Raw genomic sequence first — 19,084 nt, 5'->3', positions numbered from 1 at the left:
CGATTTCGCCGCTGACCCGGTGCTTTTCCGGTGCGACGGCGGCAGTATGGATGGTGTCGGATCGCGCTGACGGCGGTTCGAGACCTACGGGAGGCATTCAATGCTTTGGAAGATCATCGGCGTCGTCGCGCTCGTGTGGATCGCGTTCGCGATCATCGGCGCGCTGATCAAGGGTCTGTTCCCGATCCTGATGATCAGCGCGGTCGTATTCGGCCTGTACCTGCTGTACAAGGCGGTGTCCAACTCGGACAAGACGACGATCGGCAAGTTGTAGCCGCGTTTCGCAGGGGCCGTGCGGTGTCAAGGACACCGGACGTCCCCTGCGCATGTCAGTCGAACCGGTTTGCCTGATTTGCCCTCCGGCCCGACCCGTGTCGCATATGTTGTTGCCCACAACATATCGATAAGCGGTCGTCACAGTCGTATCCGTGACACGACCGCGGCTCGGGAAGGTCACCGTGATGAGGACGAAACGCCCGCTCTTCTACGCCGCCGTGGCGCTGGCACTGTCCGGAGCAATGACGCTCACGGCATGCGGGTCGAACACCAGCAGCAATGACAAGTCCGATTCACCCTCCGGTGGCGGCGGCCCGACCGTGGGCGTGATCCTGCCGGAGACCGCCACCTCGGCCCGCTGGGAATCCTTCGACAAGCCCATGCTGCAACAGGCCCTGCGCGCCGAGGGTTTCGACGCCGATGTGCAGAACGCCCAGGGCGACGTACAGAAGTTCACCACCCTCGCCGACGGCATGATCGCCAAGGGCGTGAAGGTCCTGATCATCGCCTCCATCAATAGCGAGGTCGGCAGCGCGGTCGCGTCCAAGGCCAAGAAGGCGGGCATCCCGACCATCGACTACGACCGCCTCAACCTGGGCGGATCCTCGGACTACTACGTGTCTTTCGACAATGTGAAGGTCGGTGAACTGCAGGGCCAGGCCCTCGCCGACGCCCTGAAGTCCAAGCCGGGCGCCGAGGTCATCGAGATCGAGGGCGCGCCGACCGACAACAACGCCACCCTGTTCCACCAGGGCCAGCAGAACATCCTCAAGCCGCTCTACGACGCGGGCACGCTCAAACTGGTGCGCTCCCAGGCCATCGACGGCTGGGACAACCAGAAGGGCGGCACCACCTTCGAGCAGATCCTCACCGGCAATGGCGGCAAGGTCGACGGCGTGGTCGCGGCCAATGACGGCCTCGCGGGCGCGGTCATCACCGTGCTGAAGAAGAACGGCCTCAATGGCAAGGTCCCGGTCACCGGCCAGGACGCCACCGCCGAGGGGCTCAAGGCCGTACTGCGCGGCGATCAGTACATGACCGTGTTCAAGCCGATTCTGGGCGAGGCCCAGGCCGCCGCCAAACTCGCCGCCGCCCTGGCCAAGGGCGACAAGGCGGCCGCGGACGCACTGGCGGTGAACGTGAGCCAGGATCCCAAGGGCAAGCGCGACGTGAAATCCGTTCTGCTGCAACCACAGACGGTGACCCGCGCCGACGTGAAGGTCGTGACCGACGCCGGTTTCGTGAAGGCGGCCGATATCTGCGGTGGCGATCTGGCATCGGCCTGCACCGAGCTCGGTATTCGCTGAGGGTTGGGCGTGATCGGTCAGGCCCGGAGGCGGCAGCGCAGCGTCACCACGCAGGGCCCCGATCGCGCCGGAAAGGACACAATATGAGCGAGCCGCTACTTCGAATCACCGGGCTGAACAAGAGTTTCGGCGCGGTCCATGTTCTGCACGATGTCGATTTCACCGTGCCCGCGGGCGAGGTCACCGCACTGGTCGGCGACAATGGCGCGGGCAAGAGCACCCTGGTGAAATGCGTTGCCGGGATCCACGGTTCCGATTCCGGTGAGGTGCGCTTCCGGGGCGACCCGGTGCACCTGCGCGGGCCCAAGGATGCCGCCGAACTCGGCATCGAGGTGGTCTACCAGGATCTGGCCCTGGCCGACAATCTCGATATCGTCGCGAATATGTTCCTCGGCCGCGAACGCGGTAAGCCGTGGCTGCTGGACGAGGCGAGCATGGAGGAGGCGGCTCGCCGCACCCTGGCCTCACTGGGGGTGCGGACCGTGAAATCGGTGCGCACCCCGGTGTCTTCGCTGTCCGGCGGGCAGCGCCAGACCGTGGCCATTGCGAAAGCGGTGCTGTGGAACAGCAATCTGGTGCTGCTCGACGAGCCGACCGCCGCGCTGGGCGTCGCCCAGACCCGTCAGGTCCTCGATCTGGTGCGGCGGCTGGCCGAACAGGGCCTGGGAGTCGTACTGATCAGCCACAACCTGGCCGATGTCTTCGAGGTCGCCGACCGGATCGAGGTGCTGTACCTGGGCCGCATGGCCGCCCAGGTGCGCACCGCCGACGTCACACACGGGCAGGTGGTCGAGCTCATCACCGCGGGCCGCTCCGGCGATCTCGGACTGGCGCGACCCGAGGCGGTGGCGCTGTGAGCGAGAGTTCGACACACCAGGAAGAGACGGCCGGGAGCGAGAAAGTCACTGCAATGTCCCAAGTTCCGGCACCGGCCGCGGCCAGTACCACCGCAGTCGCGGATTTCGGCATCGACACCACGACGCTCTCGACCCGGGAAGCGTTCGGCGACTATGTATCCCGGCTCCGCGCCGGTGAGATCGGTTCGCTGCCAGCGATTCTCGGGCTGGTCGCGCTGGTCGTGCTGTTCTCGGTGATGTCGGATGTGTTCTTCTCGCTCAACAACATCGCCAATCTGCTGGCGCAGGGCGCGGGTCAGACCATCATCGCCATCGGCATCGTGTACGTACTGCTGATCGGCGAGATCGATCTGTCGGCGGGCACGGCCTCCGGTGTGGCGGGCGCGGTGCTGGCCATGCACTACGTCGAGGACGGAAATCTCATGTCCGGCATGGGACCCACCGTGTTCTTCATCTTCAACGCCTTGTTGCTGCTGGGCGCGGTGCTGGCCGGGCTGCTGCGGATCTGGCCCGGCGTGGCCATGTCGCTGCTCGGCGTGGCCATCACCGTCATCGGGTTCAAGGCCAATCCGTGGGTGGAGATGCTGCTCGCGGTGTGCGTGGGCGCGGCCATCGGCTGTATCACCGGATTCCTCATCGCCAAGATCGGCATGCCGTCGTTCGTGGTGACCCTGGCCCTGTTCCTGGCCTGGCAGGGCGTGATCCTGCAGCTCATCGGCGAGGGCGGCGTGCTGGGCATCAGCTCCTCGCACGTGCTCGATCAGGTCGCCAACGGCAATCTGTCCACGGTCGGCAGCTGGCTGCTGTTCGTGGTGGCGGCCGGTGGCTATGCGGCGGTCACCTTCGGCGGGCATTTCCTGCGCAGGCGGCGCGGGCTGGTCGCCCAGCCGACGCCGCTCATCGTGGCGAAAGTGCTGGCGCTCACCGCCTTCGCGGCCATTGTGACCATACTGCTCACCGTGAACCGTTCACCCAACGATCTCATCGAGATCTCCGGCGTGCCGTATGTGGTCCCGATCGTGCTGGCGCTGCTGGTGATCGGCACCTACGTGCTCAATCGCACTACCTACGGCCGCCACATCTATGCCGTCGGCGGCAATGCAGAGGCCGCCCGCCGCGCGGGCATCAACGTAACCCAGTTGCGGGCAAGCGTTTTCGTCATCTGCTCGGCGTGCGCGGCGGTCGGCGCCATCGTCTACTCGTCGAAGGTCGGATCGGTGGATCCGCAAGCGGGCGGCCTGAACACGCTGCTGTTCGCGGTCGGCGCGGCGGTGATCGGCGGCACCTCGCTCTTCGGCGGCCGCGGCCGGATGGCCGACGCGGTGATCGGCGGCGCGGTGCTGGCGGTGGTCTCCAACGGCCTCGGCCTGCTCGAACAGCCCGCCGCCGTGGTCTCCATTGTGACCGGTCTGGTGCTGCTGCCGGCGGCCACGGTCGACGCGTTGTCGAGATGGCGCGCGGCGGTGGCGCAACGGTGAGCGCGGCAGTGGTATTGCTGAGTCCATGACCGTCGCCCGACCGGACGAGGTGCGCCGCTTCAACCGGTCGAGCCTCCTGCGCCTGCTGCATATCGGAGGCCCCGCCACCCGCGCCGCGCTCGCGACCGAACTGGGCCTCAACCGCTCCACCATCAAAATGCTCGTGGACGCGCTCGCCGAGAGCGGATTGGTGGAGGAGCGGGTGCCGCGGCTGGCGCGCGGGGCCGGCCGACCGTCGCTGCTGGTACTGCCGCAACCGCATGCCGCGGTGGTGTTGGCGGTGGATGTGCAGGTCGAGCACGCCGGTATCGCCATGATCGGTTTCGGCGGGCAGATCCTGGGCCGCAACAGCTGGAATCTGCATGGGCGCCAACGCGAACCGGACGAGGTCATCACCCATATCGCCGAATCCGCCACCCTGCTGGCCGCGGATCTGGGCGTGCGGCCCGTGGCCGCCGGGATCTCGGTGCCCGGCGTGGTGCGGCGCGCGGACGGCCTGGTGCACACCGCCTCGAACCTGGGCTGGGCCGAGGTGGCGCTGGGCACGCGCATGACCGGTGTGCTCGGCGTTCCCGTGGTGGTCGGCAATGACGCCGAATTCGGCGCCCTGGCCGAACACGCGCGCGGCGCCGGGCGCGGCGCCGACGACGCGGTCTTCGTCTCCGCGGATGTCGGCGTCGGCGGCGGGCTCATCTCCCAGGGCTCCCTGTTGCGGGGATCCGCGGGCTATCTCGGCGAGATCGGCCGTATGATCGTGCGCCCCGGCGGCCGCCCCTGCCACTGCGGCAATGAGGGCTGCTGGGAAACCGAGGTCGGCGAGGCGGCGCTGTGCCGTGCGCTCGGCCTGTCCGAGCACGGTCCGCGCGGCGCGATCGTGGCGGAACTGCGCTCCCTGCAAGGCGATTGCGAACCGCGGCTGACCGAATACCTGGATTGGCTGACTCTCGGCCTGGTGAATGTGGTCAATATTCTCGGCTCCGAACTCGTCGTCCTTGGCGACCTCTTCACCGCCCTACCGGATTCCGCGGTCACCCGGGTTCGCGATCAGGTCCGCGCCCGCAGCATGGTCAGCCGCGCCCTGGGTGGCGTGCGTATCAAAAAATCGCGCCTGGGAGCCGATTTGAAGGTCCTCGGCGCCGCCGAAGCCGCCTTCGAGGGCATCCTCGGCATGCTCTGAGCCGGGTATCCCCGCAGCGGCGGGGGGTGCGGCGAACGCGGACCGGGAATCGAATCGGCGTCCCCGGGATTGAACGGGGCGCGCTGGTGTTGAATTCAGACATGGAGCAGCTTCCCGAGGATTGGCAGCGCGGCATCGTGATCGCCGCTCACCCCGACGACATCGAATACGGTGCGGCGGCCGCCGTCGCGCGCTGGACGCGTCAGGGCAAGGACATTCGCTACGTGCTCGTCACCAGCGGTGAGGCAGGCATCGCGGGACTCCTGCCCGCCGAATCCGCCCCCCTGCGCGAAGCCGAGGAGCGCACCGGCGCCAAGATCGTCGGCGTCACCGAGGTCGAATTCCTCGGCTACCCCGACGGCCGCGTCGAGGAGAGCATCGCCCTGCGCCGCGACCTGGCCGCCGCCATCCGCCGCCACCGCCCCGACATGGTGATCCTCTTCAACTTCAGCGACACCTGGGCCCGCGGCTACGCCAACAGCGCCGACCACCGCGCCACCGGCCGCGCCGCCCTGGACGCCGTCTCCGACGCGGGCAACGAATGGATCCACCCCGAAATCGCCGACCTCCCCATCCATTCCCCCCGCTGGGCCGCCGTCTACGGTGTCCCCGACGGCAGCCACGCGGTAGACGTCACCGAAACCATCGAACCCGCCGTCGAATCCCTCATGGCCCACGCCCGCTACCTCGAAGCCCTCAGCCCCGACCCGGTAGCCGACCAAGCCCGCGCCGTCATCGACATGACCGCCGGTCCCAAGGAAGGCTTCCCCGCCGCCCACGCAGTCTCCTTCGAGCTGTACCACTTCTCGGAGTGATCCCGCCCGCGAGTAATCCGCAGTGCACACCCTTTCCTGCGGGTTCACACCCCCTATAGAGGGTGTGAACCCGCGGTAGGGGGTGTGAAGCCACGGTGGTCACGTGGGTGGGGGCCGACTCGGAAGGTACGGGCCGGGGGTTGAGGGCGGGGTGGTGTGGCAGGGTATGGGCGTGCGAGTAGCGGTGGTGGCCGGGCCTGATCCGGGACATGCCTTTCCGGCGATCGCGTTGTGCCTGCGGTTCCTGGCGGCGGGGGACGAGCCGGTGCTGTTCACCAGCCCGCGGTGGTTCGATGCGGCGCGGGATGCCGGGATCGGCGTGCGGCGGCTCAAGGGGCTGGCGCCGCGGGCCGAGGACGACGATGCCGATGCCGATGCCGGGGCGCGGATCCATCAACGGGCGGGGCATATTTCGACAGAGATCCTGCCGGATCTGAGCGCCATGCTGCCGGAACTGGTGGTGTCCGACATTCTCACCGCCGGGGGCGGTATGGCGGCGGAGCGGCTGGGGCTGCCGTGGGTGGAGTTGTCGCCGCATCCGCTGTACCTGCCGTCGAAAGCGCTGCCGCCCATTGGAAGTGGGCTCGCGCCGGGGGAGGGGGTGCGGGGCCGGGCCCGGGATTCCATGCTGCGCACGCTGACCGCGCGAGCGATCCGGAAGGGCGAGGTGCAGCGGGAGGAGGCGCGCGCGAGTATCGGTCTGCCGCCGCAGGATCCGGGCCCCACCGCGCGGCTCATCGCCACCCTGCCCGCCCTGGAGGTGCCCCGCCCCGACTGGCCGGAGAACGCCCACCTGGTCGGACCGCTGCTCTGGGAGCCGACCGAACACATCCTGGACCTGCCACCCGGTGACGAACCGCTGGTAATGGTCGCCCCCTCCACCGCGCACACCGGCGTCACCGGCATGGTCGACGCCGTCCTCGAGGCCCTCGACGGCGCGGGCGTCCGAGTGGCCGTCTCCATGCTCGACACCCCGCCCACCGACCTCCCACCCTGGGCCACAGCCGGTTTGGGCCGCCAAGACGAAATCCTCCGCCACGCCTCCGTCGTCATAGGCGGCGGCGGCCACGGCCTACTCGCCAAATCCCTCCTCGCCGCCGTCCCGATCGTCACGGTCCCGGGCGGCGGCGACCAATGGGAACTGGCCAATCGCGCCGCCCGCCAAGGCAGCTCGATCCTCATCCGCCCCCTCACCCCCGAATCCATCCGCGAAGCCGTCGAACAAATCCTCACCGACCCGTCCCACAAAACGGCCGCCGTCTCAGCCGCCGAGGGCATCACCGTCGTAACCGACCCCATCCAGGTCTGCCACGAGGCCCTGGAATCCACCCGCACCACCTGACCCCCCTTCGGTTGCCGGTGGTTTTCGGGGCGGGTGGCGGGGTGGCGTAGGCTCGCGGCCGTGCGGTTGACGGAGTTCCAGGAGCTGTTGCATACCGAGTTCGGGACGGCGCGAGGGGATGCGCTGTTGACCGATCATGTGTTGGCGTCGATGGGGAGGACGGGGGCGCAGGCCATCGAGGCGGGGATTGATCCGCGGGATGTGTGGCGGGCGCTGTGTGCGGAATTCGACGTGCCGCGGGCACGCTGGTGAGAGACGAGATTGCTGCTGTGGGATCAGACTTTGTTTTGCCGACGTCGGCGGTCGAGTTGTTCGGGCCTGCGCCGGTGTTTTCCGATGACCACGAGGGGGCCAGTGGGGGTGTGGTCAATGTCAATGGGATCTATTGGATGAAAACGGGTTCCGACGCGGTGCTCGAGCATGCTCGGCTGGACGGGCAGGGCGTGCCGGTGCCGAAGGTGGCGCTGTTCGACGCCGAGGTGCTGGTGCTGGCCGATGCGGGGGTGCCGAGTCTGGCTTCGGCGGAACTGGATTCGCCGGGGGCGGTCATGGGTGAGGTGCTGCGGAAGCTGCATGCGCTGCCGATTGCCGAGTGCCCATTCGACGCTCGGCTCGACGTGATGTTGGTGCAGGCGCGGCGGCAGGTGGACGAGGGTCTGGTCGACGACGAGGATTTCGACGACGACAATCGCGGGCGGACGCCGGAGGACGTGCTCGAGCAGCTGGTCGCCGAGCGTCCCGAGAGCGAGGATCTCGTTGTGGTGCACGGGGATTACACGCCGTCCAATGTGCTCGAGGGCGGCATGCTCATCGATATGGGGCGGCTCGGTGTGGCCGACCGGTATCGCGATATCGCGCTGGCGCTGCGGGATCTGGACGACGACTTCGGGCCGGAGGAGGTCGAGGCGTTCCTCGCGGCCTACGGGCTGAGCGAGGTCGACGAGCGGCGCGTGCGCTACTACCGGCTGCTCGACGAATTGTTCTGAGCCGCTTACTCGCCCGGCTGTGTCTTCTTGGCGTAATGCCGGGTGGCCTTGGCGCGGTTGCCGCAGGTGGCCATGGAATGCCAGCGGCGGGTGCCGTTCTTCGAGGTGTCGTGGAACCACAGCACGCAGTTGGGGTGCGCGCACTGTTTGATGCGGTCGGGGGCGGCCAGCAGGGCCAATAGGTTGTCGGCGGCCAGCCAGGCGGGGAGCCAGTGCGGATTGCCGATATCGGGGGTGTCGGTCGGCCCGGTGGCGGTGAGGCTGCGGCGGATGCGGCCGTGGCCGAGGACGGCATTGAGGGCATCGGGGGATTGACCGCGGGCCACCTGCAGGATGGCTTCGCGGGCCGTGATCACGGCGCGCAGGGTCGGCTCGTCGGCCGGGACGGTGAGGTCGTTGTCGGCCAGCCACCGACGTAGGCCGTCCACATCGGTGAGCAGGTCCTGCGGTCCGTCCGGGGCTATCCAGCGGGTGTTGAGCAGGTCCAGGGCGAGTGGTTCGCCGAGGTGGGGGCGTGGTTCGGGCACGTCTGAGGGTAACCGGCGCTGGTCCGTCATCGGGGTAACGCCTCCTCTCTAATCGGTCAAAACAATTATGAGGGTTGACAGTGGGATTGCCATATCGCTAGCTTCTAACCTGTCAAACAAACTGCAACGGTTAAATCTTCCAGAGGGGTCACCATGACTGCACCTGCGCTCGCCACCGGCCACATCGGGCTGAACGTCACCGATCTGGATCGGTCGGTGGACTTCTATCGGCGCGCTCTCGGATTCGAAACGCTCGGCGCCGGCGGGGAAGGGGAGCGGCGCTTCGCCTTCCTCGGCGCGGACGGCAAGCTGCAGGTCACTTTGTGGCAGCAGAGCGACGGGCAGTTCGATGTGAAAACCCCCGGACTGCATCACCTCTCCTTCCAGGTCGACAGCATGGACGAGGTGCGGGCGGTGGAATCGGTGCTGAAGGAACTGAATGTGGCCTTCGCCCACGACGGCGTCGTCGCGCACGGTGAAGGCGCGGCCTCGGGCGGCATCTTCTTCACCGATCCGGACGGCATTCGTCTCGAGGTGTACGCGCCCGCCGGGGCCGAGGCCGCGCCCGCACCGAGCGGGGCCGCGCCCACCTGCGGCTTCTTCTGAGCCGGAAGTATTCGGCCGCACCGTAATTCGCAGTCAGAGGGCCGTCGCCTCAGGCGGTGAGCCGACAGGAGCACACCATGACAGTCGTCTACCATCCCGGTGAACTGGCCGTGCAGGAGCGCATGGGCCAGGCCGATATCGCACAGCGCGTCGGGCGCATGATCCGCGCTGACATTCCGGCCGCCGCGGCGGAATTCCTGGCCGCCCAGCCGACGGTTGTGGTGGCGGCCGCCGATGACGCCGGGCGATTGTGGGCGAGCCAGCTCGTCGGCCCGGCCGGGTTCGCCCGCGCCGCCGGCGCGCGCACCATCGTGGTGGACGCGCTGCCGGTGCCCGGTGATCCGCTGGCCGAATCGTTGCGCACCACACGGCATATCGGCATGATTGCGCTGCAACCGCAGCGGCGCAGGCGGATGCGGGTCAACGGGGTCGCCGAACCCACGGCGGCGGGCCTGCGCGTCACGACCGATCAGGTGTATTCCAACTGCCCGAAGTACATCTCGCGCCGTGGCATCGAGAGCTGGTCGGAGGGCGGTGCGGTGACGGTCCTGCGGGCCACTGAGCTGGATCCGGCGCAGCAGCAGGCGCTTTCGGTCGCGGACACGTTCTTCATCGCCTCCGCCGATCGCGACGGCAATGCCGATGCCTCTCATCGCGGCGGTAATCCGGGGTTTCTGCAGGTACTTTCGCCGACCAGGCTGCGCTGGCCCGACTACCGCGGCAACTCCATGTTCATGACGCTGGGCAATATCGCCGCCGGTCCCCGCTGCGGTCTGCTGGTCCTCGACTGGCGTACCGGCGCGACCCTGCAACTCACCGGCACCGCCGAAATAACCTGGGACGAAGCCACGTTCACTCCAGGCGCACAATGCTCCATCGACTTCACCCTCACCGAGGTGGTCGAAATCTCCGGCACCCCCCTGCGCTGGAGCGACCCCGAACTCTCACCCGTCAACCCCTGAAAGGACTCGTCATGCGCCCCCCACTGCCGCCCTTCGACCTGAATTCCGCCCTGGCCAAGGTCCGCGCCGCCGAAAACGCCTGGAACACCCGCGACCCCGAAACCGTAGCCAACGCCTACACCGAGGACTCCATCTGGCGCAACCGCGACGAATTCCTCACCGGCCGCGCCGAAATCGTCGACTTCCTGAAGCGCAAGTGGGCCACCGAGAACGGCTACGCCCTGCGCAAGGAACTCTGGGCCTTCCGCGAGAACCGCATTGCCGTGCGCTTCCAATACGAATGGCACGACGAGAACGGCCAGTGGTACCGCAGCTACGGCAACGAACTCTGGGAATTCTCCCCCGAGGGCCTCATGTCCCGCCGCGAAGCCAGCATCAACGACGTGCCCATCGCCGAATCCGCCCGCCGCATCTTCGGGCCGCGCACGGCCGAGGAAGAGAACGCCGCACTGCCGATCGAGTGAGGATGCCCCCGCTGGGCGCCCGCATAGCGCCAAGCCTGCCGGATCGAGGCGCGTGGTGTGCGCTCGGCGAGGAGCCTGCGTGCGCTCGGCGAGGAGCCGGTGCCGACCCAGCTGCGCGGGGTGGGTCGGCACCGGCGTATCGGAGTGCAGGGCTTAGTCGGCCGGAACCAGAACGGCTTGCGGGTTCGGCGGTGTGGTCGCCTGCCGGGCCCGCTGGAACAGGACGAATGCCGCCAGCCCGAACGTGATGCCGACCGCGCTCGCCACCGCGCAGGCCGCACGCAATCCGTCGACGAACTCCGCCGGGGTCATGCCCGCGGCATCATCGGTCGCCATTCCGAAAACGGTGCCGAGCACCGCGATTCCCAGGGCCATGCCCAGTTGGCGGGCCGTGTTCACCGCTCCGGCGGCCGTCGCGCTCTGGTGCGGCGGCACCGCCGCCATACCCACCGACACCAATGCGGGGGAGTTGACGCCGACCCCGATGCCGATCACCACGAAGGCTGGAGCCATTGCGGTCCAAGATGATCCGGCGTCGATGAGCAGCAATAGCCCACTGCCGACGTCGATGACGATCAGTCCGGCGCCGATCGTCCACCGGGGAGCCAGACCGTGCAACCGGCGCCCGAAGACCCCGGCCACCAGGAATGCGACCACGGCCATCGGCAGCATGGCCAGTCCAGAGTGCAGCGGGGACAGCCGCAACTGCTGCTGCAGCCACAGCGCGAGCAGCGGTGCGGACGCGAATGCGGCGAACATCTGCCCGGACGCGCCGAGCAGGGTGGCCGCGAAGGTCCGGTTGCGCAGCAGCGCCAGTGGGAACATCGGTGCGGCGGAACGCGATTCGATATATCCGAAGCCAAGCAGCGCTGCCGCGCCGATACCGAGCGCGGCCCCGGCCTGCCCGTCGCCCCAACCGTGCTCACCGGCGCGAATGATGCCGAACACGATGGTGGTCGCGGCCACCGCGAAGGCCGCCATGCCCGGCACGTCGACCGCGTGCTCCGGATGCCGCGGCGAACGCGGAAAGACCTTGGCGGACAGGACGATCGCCACTGCCGCGATGGGCAGATTGACCAGGAAGATCCATGGCCACGACAACCATTCGGTGAGCACGCCGCCCAGCACCGTGCCGAGACCGGAAGCCGCGCCCGCCATCGCGCCCCACGCCCCGAAGGCGACGCCACGGTCGCGGCCGGTGTAGGTGGCGTGCAGCAACGACAGCGTGGTCGCGAACATCGCCGCGCCGCCGATGCCCTGGAGCACCCGGGCCGCGACCAGCATCGGCCCGGAACCGGCGAGAGCGCAGGCCAGCGATGCGACCGCGAACACGGCCAGCCCGGTGAGGTAAACGGGTTTCGCGCCCACCCGGTCGGCGAGTGCGCCCGTCACGAGCAGCAGCGCTGCCAGCGCGAGCGCGTAGCCGTCCATCACCCATTGCAGGCCGGACAGGCCGGTGTCGAGATCCGTGGCGATCTCGGGCAGCGCCACCGTGACGATATTGGCGTCGACGAGCAGCATGAACGTGCCCATGCACGCCGCAAGTAAGGGAAGCCATCTCCGCATGGAAACCTCCGGAAGGGGTTGAACGATTGCTCCTTCAAGAGTTGTGCGGGTATGGATTTCCTCATAGCCAGGCAAGGATTCTCGGTAGAATCCTCCTATGGAATCCGGTAGACCGGATGATTCCTCCATCCTGGATGTTCTCGACAAGCAAATCGTCCACGCGCTGATCGCGGACGCGCGCATCCCCTTCTCCCGGCTCGGCGGCATTCTCGGCGTCTCCGAGCAGACGGTGGCGCGGCGCTACCGGTCGCTGCGGCAGCGCGGCATCATTCACGTGTCCGGGCAGGTGAACGTGATGCCGCTCGGGCACGCGCGCTGGCTGCTGCGCATGAACGTGACGCCCAGCCGCGCGCTCGCCCTGGCCGAATCTCTTGCGCGCATACCGGATTTGAGCTGGGTGTCACTGCTGTCCACCGGTTCGGAGGTGAGCTGTGTGGCCCGGCCGCGCTCGGTGGAGCGCCGGGATGAACTGCTGCTGCGGTTGATTCCGCGCGCGAGTCAGGTGCTGGGGGTGCGGGCGCACGAGGTGTTGCGGCAGTTCCCTTTCGAGGAGGAGTGGCCGCGGTGGGGGTATCTGCTCTCCGCGCAGCAGTTGCGGGAACTGGGCCCGCGCCCGGCCCCGTGGGAGCCGTCCGGGCCGTCCGCGCCGGTGGCGCTCTCGCGCGACGACGAGGCAATGCTGGCGATTCTGGCGCGCGACGGGCGGGCGCCGTACGCGCAGCTGGCCGCGGTCACCGGCTGGAGCGCCGCCCGGGTGGCGCGGCGCATGACCGAACTGGTCGCCTCGGGCGTGCTGTACTTCGATCTCGACTTCGCTTTGGAGCGAATGGGTTACACGGTGCGCGCCATGCTGTGGCTGCGGGTGCGCCCCGCGGATCTGGAGGCGGTCGGGACCGCCGTCGCCGGGCATCCCGAGGTCGCCTTCGCGGCGGCGACCACAGGGACGGCGAATCTGGTGATCTCGGTGGTGTGCGGCGATACCGCGCACCTCTATCGCTACATCACCACCGGTATCGGGGCGCTGCCGGGCATTGTCGATATCGAGGTGACGACCGCGCTGCGCATCTTCAAGCAGTCGCAGACCCTGGTGGACGCCGACCGGATCGCGGTCGGGCGCTGACCCCGGAAATCTCGTCGAAAACTTCGCTGGCGTGTCGCGGGGCGTGGTGTTTACCTCGAACACGTGTTCGTTTAAGCTGTCGTCGGAACTTGTCGGTGCTGCCCTCTAACGTGGGCGCCAACCACAGAACGAGACACACCCATCAGAAGGGGATCAGACGATGGCACCACAGGCTTTTGACCGCGACAAGGCGCTCGAGCTGGCGTTGGCCCAGGTCGAGAAGAGCTTCGGCAAGGGCGCGGTCATGCGCCTGGGCGAGGAGGCTCGGCAGCCGATCTCGGTGATTCCGACCGGCTCCATTTCTTTGGACGTCGCGCTCGGCATCGGCGGTCTGCCGCGTGGCCGCGTCGTCGAGATCTACGGTCCGGAATCCTCGGGTAAGACCACCGTCGCCCTGCACGCGGTCGCCAATGCGCAGGCCGCCGGTGGCGTCGCCGCCTTCATCGACGCCGAGCACGCGCTGGATCCCGATTACGCCCGCAAGCTCGGTGTCGACACCGACGCACTGCTTGTATCCCAGCCCGACACCGGTGAGCAGGCGCTCGAAATCGCCGATATGCTGGTGCGTTCCGGCGCCATCGACATTATCGTCATCGACTCCGTGGCCGCCCTGGTGCCGCGCGCCGAGATCGAGGGCGAGATGGGTGACAGTCACGTCGGTCTGCAGGCCCGCCTCATGAGCCAGGCCCTGCGCAAGATGACCAGCGCGCTCAACAACTCCGGCACCACCGCCATCTTCATCAACCAGCTGCGCGAGAAGATCGGCGTCATGTTCGGTTCTCCCGAAACCACCACCGGTGGTAAGGCGCTCAAGTTCTACGCCTCCGTCCGTTTGGACGTCCGCCGCATCGAGACCCTCAAGGACGGTTCCGATGCGGTCGGCAACCGCACCCGCGTGAAGGTCGTCAAGAACAAGGTCAGCCCGCCGTTCAAGCAGGCCGAGTTCGACATCCTCTACGGCGTCGGCATCTCCAAGGAGGGCTCCATCATCGATATGGGTGTCGAGCAGGGCTTCATCCGCAAGTCCGGTTCCTGGTACACTTACGAGGGCGATCAGCTCGGCCAGGGCAAGGAGAACGCCCGCAAGTTCCTCCTCGAGAACACCGACGTCCGCGACGAGATCGAGAAGAAGATCAAGGAAAAGCTGGGCATCGGCGCCGACATCACCGCCACCGACGAGGCCCCGGCCGACTTCTAATCCATGCCCGATCGGGAAACCCCCGGGCCCCGGCCACATTCGCCGGGGCCCACCGGCCCCCGCCTCGACGCGGTAGAACGCCTCCGCCGCGAACTCGAAGCCCTCGAATCCCGCCGCACCAAACGCCCCCGCCCCACCCGCGCCCGCGATTCCTGGGACACCACCGACTCGTCTTGGGACACCGGCGACCTCGAGTCCACCTCCGCGTGGTCACCCGCCACCCCGGGTCCCGCCGACCACGGCCAGCCGGGCTACGCGCCGGAAGGCGACGACGCAGGCCACGAGTCCGCCAAGTACGACCCGACCGACTACGAGTTCGCTAACCGCGAGTCGGCTGGTCATGATTCCGACGACCAGCGGCCCCCCGGCCGTCGCCGATCCGGCCCCGCCGCCGACCATGACAGCGAGCCCGCACCCGGCGCAACATCCGCCGAGGACTTCACCCACGGCAACCCAACTCCGAAACCCGACCGCACCCACCAACGTTCGCCCCACGGGCGACGCCGATCGCCGGGGCAGTGGCGAGAGGAAGCGCCCGCTGACCCCGGCGAAGGCGAACGCCTCCCCGCTGACGACTGTAATGACGAGTCCCTGGGTGACAGTGGCGATGAAGCAGGACAATCATCGTCGCGCGGCCGTGAAACGCGGGCCGAGCGGGCCGCTCGGCGGCGGGCCGAGCGTACGGAGCGTTCGCGGGCGGCTCGGACGGCGCAGTTCGGTGATGCGGAGACCGGTGGTGCCGAGGCGCAGGCCAAGGAGGTTTGTCTTCGCTTGTTGGGCGATCGTGCCCGTAGTCGGTCCGAGCTCGCGGATCGACTTGCTACCAGGGGTTTTACGCCGGAGGTGGCGTATCGGGCGCTGGATCGGTTGAGCGAGGCGGGGCTCATCGATGACGCTGCCTTCGCTCAACAGTGGGTGCATTCGCGGCATACCTACTCCGGCAAGGGGAAGAAGGCGCTCGCGCAGGAGTTGCGGCGCAAGGGGGTTGCGCAGGAGGACTCCGAGGAAGCGTTGTCCGCTATTACCGCTGATGACGAGCAGTCTCGTGCGACCGAGCTGGTTCGTCGCAAGCTCCGGTCGATGCCTCGGGAGTTGGACCGGGAGAAGACGATTCGGCGCTTGGTCGGGATGCTGGCTCGTCGTGGATACAACTCCTCCACCGCCTACTCGGTCGTCAAGGCCGAACTCGCCGATGCGGGGCAGGATTTCGACTCGTCAGAACTCGACTGAACGAGTAAGTCGGCTCCCGGTCCGGGTTTTCGCCGCCTTCGGTGTGCCAGCTGCGAAAACGGCGGCATGCCAACAGTTTCGGTAGCGTGGTCTGCAGCACAGCCTGTGCGATCCGAGCTGTTGGAGCGGCCGCGGTGGCCGGAGGGAGAGACGGCATGGTCGAGAGCGATATCGCGGGACCGATCGAAGTACTGGACGAGGACTTCTATACCGATCCGCACCGGTACTACGACCGCTGGCGCGAGCGCGGCCCGGTGCATCGCGTCCAGCTCATCAGCGGGTCCCAGGTCTGGGTGATCGTCGGCTACGCCGAGGGCAGGGCCGCGCTGTCCGACCCGCGCCTGCGCAAGAACGCCGCCGACCTGTACGAACTCTTCCGCCAGAGAAACGTTCACACCCTGTCGGATTCGAACGCCCAAACCCTCGCCGCCCACATGCTCAACAGTGATCCGCCCGAGCACACCCGCCTGCGCAAACTGGTCTCCCGCGCCTTCCTGCCCCGCCGCGTAGCCACCCTGCGTCCCCGCATCGAGGAGATCACCACCACCCTCCTCGACGACATGGCCACCCACGACGAAGTCGACTTCATGCAGGTCTTCGCCAACCCCCTCCCGGTCACCGTCATCTGCGAACTCCTGGGCGTCCCCTTCGGCGAACGCGCCGACTTCCAGGAATGGACCAGAATCCTGGTCAGCTCCGGCGGCACCATCGACGAACGCGCCGCCGCCACCCTGGGCATGTCCGACTACCTCGGAAAACTCATGGTCGCCAAACGCGCCCACCCCGGCGAAGACCTCCTCTCCGAACTGGTCCAGCCCACCCCCGACGGCGACCGCCTCGACGAGCAGGAACTGGTAGCCATGGCCTTCCTGCTCCTGGTAGCAGGCCACGAAACCACGGTGAACCTGATCGGCAACGGCACCCACGCCCTCCTCCGCGACAGACCCCAATGGGATGCCCTCCGCGCCGACCCATCCGCCGTCCCCGCCGCGATCGAAGAATTCCTCCGCCACGACGGCCCCGTAGGCTGGACCACCCTCCGCTACACCCACGAGCCCGTCCACATCGCCGGAACCGACATCCCCTCAGGCGAATTCGTCTACGTAGCCCTCTCCGCCGCCAACCGAGACCCCGCCCGCTTCCCCAGCACCGCCACCCTCGACGTCACCGCGAACGCCACCGGCCACCTGGCCTTCGGCCACGGCATCCACTTCTGCGTAGGCGCCCCCTTGGCCCGCCTGGAAGCCGACATAGCCTTCAAATCCCTCCTCTCCGGCTTCCCCTGCCTAACCCTGTCCGACACCACCTTCGAACCCGCCTGGCAAAACAGCCTCCTCATCCGAGGCATGTCCGAACTCCCCGTCCGCCCCCACGGCTGAGCCGCGCCCCAACGATTTCGACGCACCCGAACCGGGCTGCCAGAATGGCGACGTGTCAGATGCGATCGCAGCGGCGCTACGCGTTCTCACCGCGGCATTCGCGCCGCCCGGTGCTCGACCGCTGCCCGCACTGCGGTCCGCCCATTCGAGTAGCCGACCACGACCTCTTCTGGCTCAGCATCAAACTCGGCAATACCGTCGGCGACCGCACCGACTTGAAAGCCCTGCTCCCGCTACTGCTCGAAAGACTGACCACGTCGAACGAGCTGGACGCGACCATCGTGCTGGGCAAGCTGCCCCGTGCGCAATGGCGCACCTGGCCACCCGCCGAGCAGCGTGCAATCGAGGACTACCTCGACGCGGTGTGGAACTCGCTACTCGCCGAGTTCCCCGCACGGCTCGGATCGCTGGCGGATCCGGCCGAGTTTCTCGCGGCGGTCGTGGTGGCGAACATCGAACCCGGCAGATTCCTCGCCGTGTGGGAAGCAACGGAGAATCAACCAGCGGACCGCCATCTTGCCGCGCTGGTGAATCAAAGCTTCGCGGCGCCCGCGCTGCCCGCCACGCTCATCGCATGGTTGGGCCGAGATGCGGTGCGGCAGCGCCTGCTTCGCGCATTCGAGCGGGATCATGCGACACCGTGGGCCGAATCCCTCGCGCAGGCCTATGACGCCTACGGGTGGACGTAGCCCGGCAGAATGCGACCGGTCTGTATATCCGTATCGAGATCGACTGCTGAACAGTGTATTTCGTGGATTTCGGCGTTGAATTCACATCGGTCGGCAGGTTGCGAAAGCTATAGTGTGATTGCGGCGCAATGTAATTCACCTGCATGCTCCGGCAATCGTGGATCGCTGATGCTTCACTGCTGTTCGGAGGAGCGTGAAATCCGGCTAGCGATACAGGGAGTGAATCATCATGGCTGACGTGGATCTTGGGCTGGCCACCGATTGGGATGAGGGCGATACGCATGGGCGTATCAAGCTCCGGACGAATCAGGTTTATCCGGATTCGCCGAAGAAGGACGTGCTGATCAGTTCGCCGGTCAGTATCGAACTCTCGGTGAACACGAACTACAGCACCAGTCAGGAAGCCGACAAGATCTTCTTCACGACGCATCACGGTAGTCAGAAGAAGATCATCGCGATTCTGGACTCGGACGGGAATCTGCAGATCGTGGGCCGCCTGATCGAATCCGTGCAGGATCTGAAGTATCGGTAGTCAACCGATCCGGGGATCGAGCGCTCGGTGGTACCCGAGATCGAGTTCGGTTGCGGAGACACGTCCAGCGCTCGACATCTTGTCCAGCAATACCCCCGCGTTTCCGCGGGGGAGGAGGGGTTGGCCCCCACCTTCGGGCTGCAAAGAAAGGAAGTATCCGCGACCTTCGCACCGGGTACCGCGATCGAGGTTAGCACGAACCGAACGCCCACCCTCAGTGCATGATTCGGCCTGAGCGCCGATTGCCCGGTCGGCTGGGGCCACGGTTCTCACCCCGCCGCGGCGGGCGCTGCGCCGCCAGCCGCGGCAGCGGATCGCGCACCGCGCCTCCGCCACGCCGTTCGCCCGGCTCCCCGAGCCGCTTGCGCGCCTCGATCATCCACACCACCCCCAGCGCCCCGATGAACGCTGTGAGCCCGGCCAGCACCGGCGTGACGACCGTGACCGCGAACAGCCCAATGACGAATCGTTTCCGGTCACCGGCATCCCCGCTCATGAATCCCAGTATGCGAGCCCGATCTCTTCGTGTCCGCCGTCTACCGACATTGGCCCCAACCGGTAACCGGAAACGGG

Annotated in this window: 21 protein-coding genes; 18 read left to right on the top strand and 3 right to left on the bottom strand. The window is 67.4% G+C overall.

The genetic code is table 11. The annotated features are described in order from the left end of the window. Positions 1–100: 100 nt before the first annotated feature. The 9 genes from NC4_RS41225 (at position 101) to NC4_RS32915 (ending at position 8,238) form a co-directional block, all read left to right on the top strand. Positions 101–274 (top strand): hypothetical protein, encoded by a 174-nt coding sequence (locus NC4_RS41225; protein ID WP_169814918.1) that lies wholly within the window; start codon positions 101–103, stop codon positions 272–274. 187 nt (positions 275–461) lie between these two features. Then, positions 462–1,583, top strand: a complete 1,122-nt coding sequence (locus NC4_RS32950) for a sugar ABC transporter substrate-binding protein (protein WP_067546637.1) — start codon at positions 462–464, stop codon at positions 1,581–1,583. 83 nt (positions 1,584–1,666) lie between these two features. Further along, positions 1,667–2,440, top strand: a complete 774-nt coding sequence (locus tag NC4_RS32945; RefSeq protein ID WP_067546438.1) for an ATP-binding cassette domain-containing protein — start codon at positions 1,667–1,669, stop codon at positions 2,438–2,440. Positions 2,441–2,493: 53 nt separating this feature from the next. After that, a complete protein-coding gene (locus NC4_RS32940; protein WP_067546435.1) occupies positions 2,494–3,918 on the top strand; it encodes a sugar ABC transporter permease in 1,425 nt (474 codons plus the stop codon). A gap of 25 nt (positions 3,919–3,943) precedes the next feature. After that, positions 3,944–5,095 carry an ROK family transcriptional regulator gene (locus NC4_RS32935; protein WP_067546432.1) on the top strand — a complete coding sequence of 384 codons (1,152 nt, stop codon included), beginning with the start codon at positions 3,944–3,946 and terminating at the stop codon, positions 5,093–5,095. 101 nt (positions 5,096–5,196) lie between these two features. Then, on the top strand, positions 5,197–5,910 hold the full coding sequence (locus NC4_RS32930) for a PIG-L deacetylase family protein (protein WP_067546429.1): 714 nt from the start codon (positions 5,197–5,199) through the stop codon (positions 5,908–5,910). Between the two features lie 172 nt (positions 5,911–6,082). Then, complete coding sequence (locus NC4_RS32925) at positions 6,083–7,252, top strand: glycosyltransferase (RefSeq protein ID WP_067546634.1); 1,170 nt, start codon at positions 6,083–6,085, stop codon at positions 7,250–7,252. Between the two features lie 60 nt (positions 7,253–7,312). Then, on the top strand, positions 7,313–7,504 hold the full coding sequence (locus NC4_RS32920; RefSeq protein WP_067546631.1) for a DUF3046 domain-containing protein: 192 nt from the start codon (positions 7,313–7,315) through the stop codon (positions 7,502–7,504). Positions 7,505–7,641: 137 nt separating this feature from the next. After that, a complete protein-coding gene (locus NC4_RS32915) occupies positions 7,642–8,238 on the top strand; it encodes an aminoglycoside 3'-phosphotransferase (protein ID WP_157555369.1) in 597 nt (198 codons plus the stop codon). A 5-nt stretch (positions 8,239–8,243) separates the two neighbouring features. Here the strand turns inward: NC4_RS32915 and NC4_RS32910 are convergent, their stop codons facing one another. Continuing rightward, positions 8,244–8,765: a CGNR zinc finger domain-containing protein gene (locus NC4_RS32910; protein ID WP_067546426.1), complete on the bottom strand. Its 522-nt coding sequence runs from the start codon at positions 8,763–8,765 to the stop codon at positions 8,244–8,246. A gap of 153 nt (positions 8,766–8,918) precedes the next feature. Here NC4_RS32910 and NC4_RS32905 point away from each other — a divergent pair, with 153 nt between their 5' ends. From NC4_RS32905 to NC4_RS32895, 3 genes are all read left to right on the top strand, one after another. Continuing rightward, positions 8,919–9,371: a VOC family protein gene (locus tag NC4_RS32905; protein ID WP_067546423.1), complete on the top strand. Its 453-nt coding sequence runs from the start codon at positions 8,919–8,921 to the stop codon at positions 9,369–9,371. A 77-nt stretch (positions 9,372–9,448) separates the two neighbouring features. Then, complete coding sequence (locus NC4_RS32900; RefSeq protein ID WP_067546626.1) at positions 9,449–10,333, top strand: pyridoxamine 5'-phosphate oxidase family protein; 885 nt, start codon at positions 9,449–9,451, stop codon at positions 10,331–10,333. 11 nt (positions 10,334–10,344) lie between these two features. Further along, the gene (locus tag NC4_RS32895; RefSeq protein ID WP_067546420.1) at positions 10,345–10,797 is read left to right on the top strand and encodes a nuclear transport factor 2 family protein; all 453 of its coding nucleotides are present in this window, start codon (positions 10,345–10,347) and stop codon (positions 10,795–10,797) included. A 153-nt stretch (positions 10,798–10,950) separates the two neighbouring features. Here the strand turns inward: NC4_RS32895 and NC4_RS32890 are convergent, their stop codons facing one another. Then, a complete protein-coding gene (locus tag NC4_RS32890; RefSeq protein ID WP_245722099.1) occupies positions 10,951–12,330 on the bottom strand; it encodes an MFS transporter in 1,380 nt (459 codons plus the stop codon). A gap of 130 nt (positions 12,331–12,460) precedes the next feature. Here NC4_RS32890 and NC4_RS32885 point away from each other — a divergent pair, with 130 nt between their 5' ends. The 6 genes from NC4_RS32885 to NC4_RS32855 all read left to right on the top strand — a co-directional run bounded on the left by NC4_RS32885 (position 12,461) and on the right by NC4_RS32855 (position 18,511). Continuing rightward, positions 12,461–13,483 (top strand): Lrp/AsnC family transcriptional regulator, encoded by a 1,023-nt coding sequence (locus tag NC4_RS32885; RefSeq protein ID WP_067546413.1) that lies wholly within the window; start codon positions 12,461–12,463, stop codon positions 13,481–13,483. A 160-nt stretch (positions 13,484–13,643) separates the two neighbouring features. Next, positions 13,644–14,681 carry a recombinase RecA gene (recA, locus tag NC4_RS32880; RefSeq protein ID WP_067546410.1) on the top strand — a complete coding sequence of 346 codons (1,038 nt, stop codon included), beginning with the start codon at positions 13,644–13,646 and terminating at the stop codon, positions 14,679–14,681. Between the two features lie 591 nt (positions 14,682–15,272). Continuing rightward, the gene (gene recX / locus NC4_RS43535) at positions 15,273–15,911 is read left to right on the top strand and encodes a recombination regulator RecX (RefSeq protein ID WP_439957579.1); all 639 of its coding nucleotides are present in this window, start codon (positions 15,273–15,275) and stop codon (positions 15,909–15,911) included. A 155-nt stretch (positions 15,912–16,066) separates the two neighbouring features. Next, entirely contained in the window at positions 16,067–17,290 is a 1,224-nt protein-coding gene (locus NC4_RS32865) for a cytochrome P450 family protein (RefSeq protein WP_067546401.1), read from the top strand. 59 nt (positions 17,291–17,349) lie between these two features. Continuing rightward, positions 17,350–17,979: a hypothetical protein gene (locus tag NC4_RS32860; RefSeq protein WP_157555368.1), complete on the top strand. Its 630-nt coding sequence runs from the start codon at positions 17,350–17,352 to the stop codon at positions 17,977–17,979. A 229-nt stretch (positions 17,980–18,208) separates the two neighbouring features. Further along, a complete protein-coding gene (locus NC4_RS32855) occupies positions 18,209–18,511 on the top strand; it encodes a DUF6342 family protein (RefSeq protein WP_067546396.1) in 303 nt (100 codons plus the stop codon). A gap of 214 nt (positions 18,512–18,725) precedes the next feature. On the opposite strand, the gene NC4_RS32850 is transcribed toward NC4_RS32855, so the two are convergent. Then, on the bottom strand, positions 18,726–19,007 hold the full coding sequence (locus NC4_RS32850) for a hypothetical protein (protein WP_067546392.1): 282 nt from the start codon (positions 19,005–19,007) through the stop codon (positions 18,726–18,728). Positions 19,008–19,084 lie beyond the last annotated feature (77 nt).

The sequence above is a fragment of the Nocardia crassostreae genome (genome assembly GCF_001613405.1).
GTDB classification, from domain to species: domain Bacteria; phylum Actinomycetota; class Actinomycetes; order Mycobacteriales; family Mycobacteriaceae; genus Nocardia; species Nocardia crassostreae.
This window is presented reverse-complemented; position numbering and strand designations above follow the sequence as displayed.

Coding starts and splice junctions, on each gene's coding strand:
- NC4_RS41225 (WP_169814918.1), top strand. CDS start 101: ATGCTTTGGAAGATCATCGGCGTCGTCGCGCTCGTGTGGATCGCGTTC.
- NC4_RS32950 (WP_067546637.1), top strand. CDS start 462: ATGAGGACGAAACGCCCGCTCTTCTACGCCGCCGTGGCGCTGGCACTG.
- NC4_RS32945 (WP_067546438.1), top strand. CDS start 1,667: ATGAGCGAGCCGCTACTTCGAATCACCGGGCTGAACAAGAGTTTCGGC.
- NC4_RS32940 (WP_067546435.1), top strand. CDS start 2,494: ATGTCCCAAGTTCCGGCACCGGCCGCGGCCAGTACCACCGCAGTCGCG.
- NC4_RS32935 (WP_067546432.1), top strand. CDS start 3,944: ATGACCGTCGCCCGACCGGACGAGGTGCGCCGCTTCAACCGGTCGAGC.
- NC4_RS32930 (WP_067546429.1), top strand. CDS start 5,197: ATGGAGCAGCTTCCCGAGGATTGGCAGCGCGGCATCGTGATCGCCGCT.
- NC4_RS32915 (WP_157555369.1), top strand. CDS start 7,642: ATGAAAACGGGTTCCGACGCGGTGCTCGAGCATGCTCGGCTGGACGGG.
- NC4_RS32905 (WP_067546423.1), top strand. CDS start 8,919: ATGACTGCACCTGCGCTCGCCACCGGCCACATCGGGCTGAACGTCACC.
- NC4_RS32900 (WP_067546626.1), top strand. CDS start 9,449: ATGACAGTCGTCTACCATCCCGGTGAACTGGCCGTGCAGGAGCGCATG.
- NC4_RS32895 (WP_067546420.1), top strand. CDS start 10,345: ATGCGCCCCCCACTGCCGCCCTTCGACCTGAATTCCGCCCTGGCCAAG.
- NC4_RS32890 (WP_245722099.1), bottom strand. CDS start 12,330: ATGGGCACGTTCATGCTGCTCGTCGACGCCAATATCGTCACGGTGGCG.
- NC4_RS32885 (WP_067546413.1), top strand. CDS start 12,461: ATGGAATCCGGTAGACCGGATGATTCCTCCATCCTGGATGTTCTCGAC.
- recA (WP_067546410.1), top strand. CDS start 13,644: ATGGCACCACAGGCTTTTGACCGCGACAAGGCGCTCGAGCTGGCGTTG.
- NC4_RS32865 (WP_067546401.1), top strand. CDS start 16,067: ATGGTCGAGAGCGATATCGCGGGACCGATCGAAGTACTGGACGAGGAC.
- NC4_RS32860 (WP_157555368.1), top strand. CDS start 17,350: ATGCGATCGCAGCGGCGCTACGCGTTCTCACCGCGGCATTCGCGCCGC.
- NC4_RS32855 (WP_067546396.1), top strand. CDS start 18,209: ATGGCTGACGTGGATCTTGGGCTGGCCACCGATTGGGATGAGGGCGAT.
- NC4_RS32850 (WP_067546392.1), bottom strand. CDS start 19,007: ATGAGCGGGGATGCCGGTGACCGGAAACGATTCGTCATTGGGCTGTTC.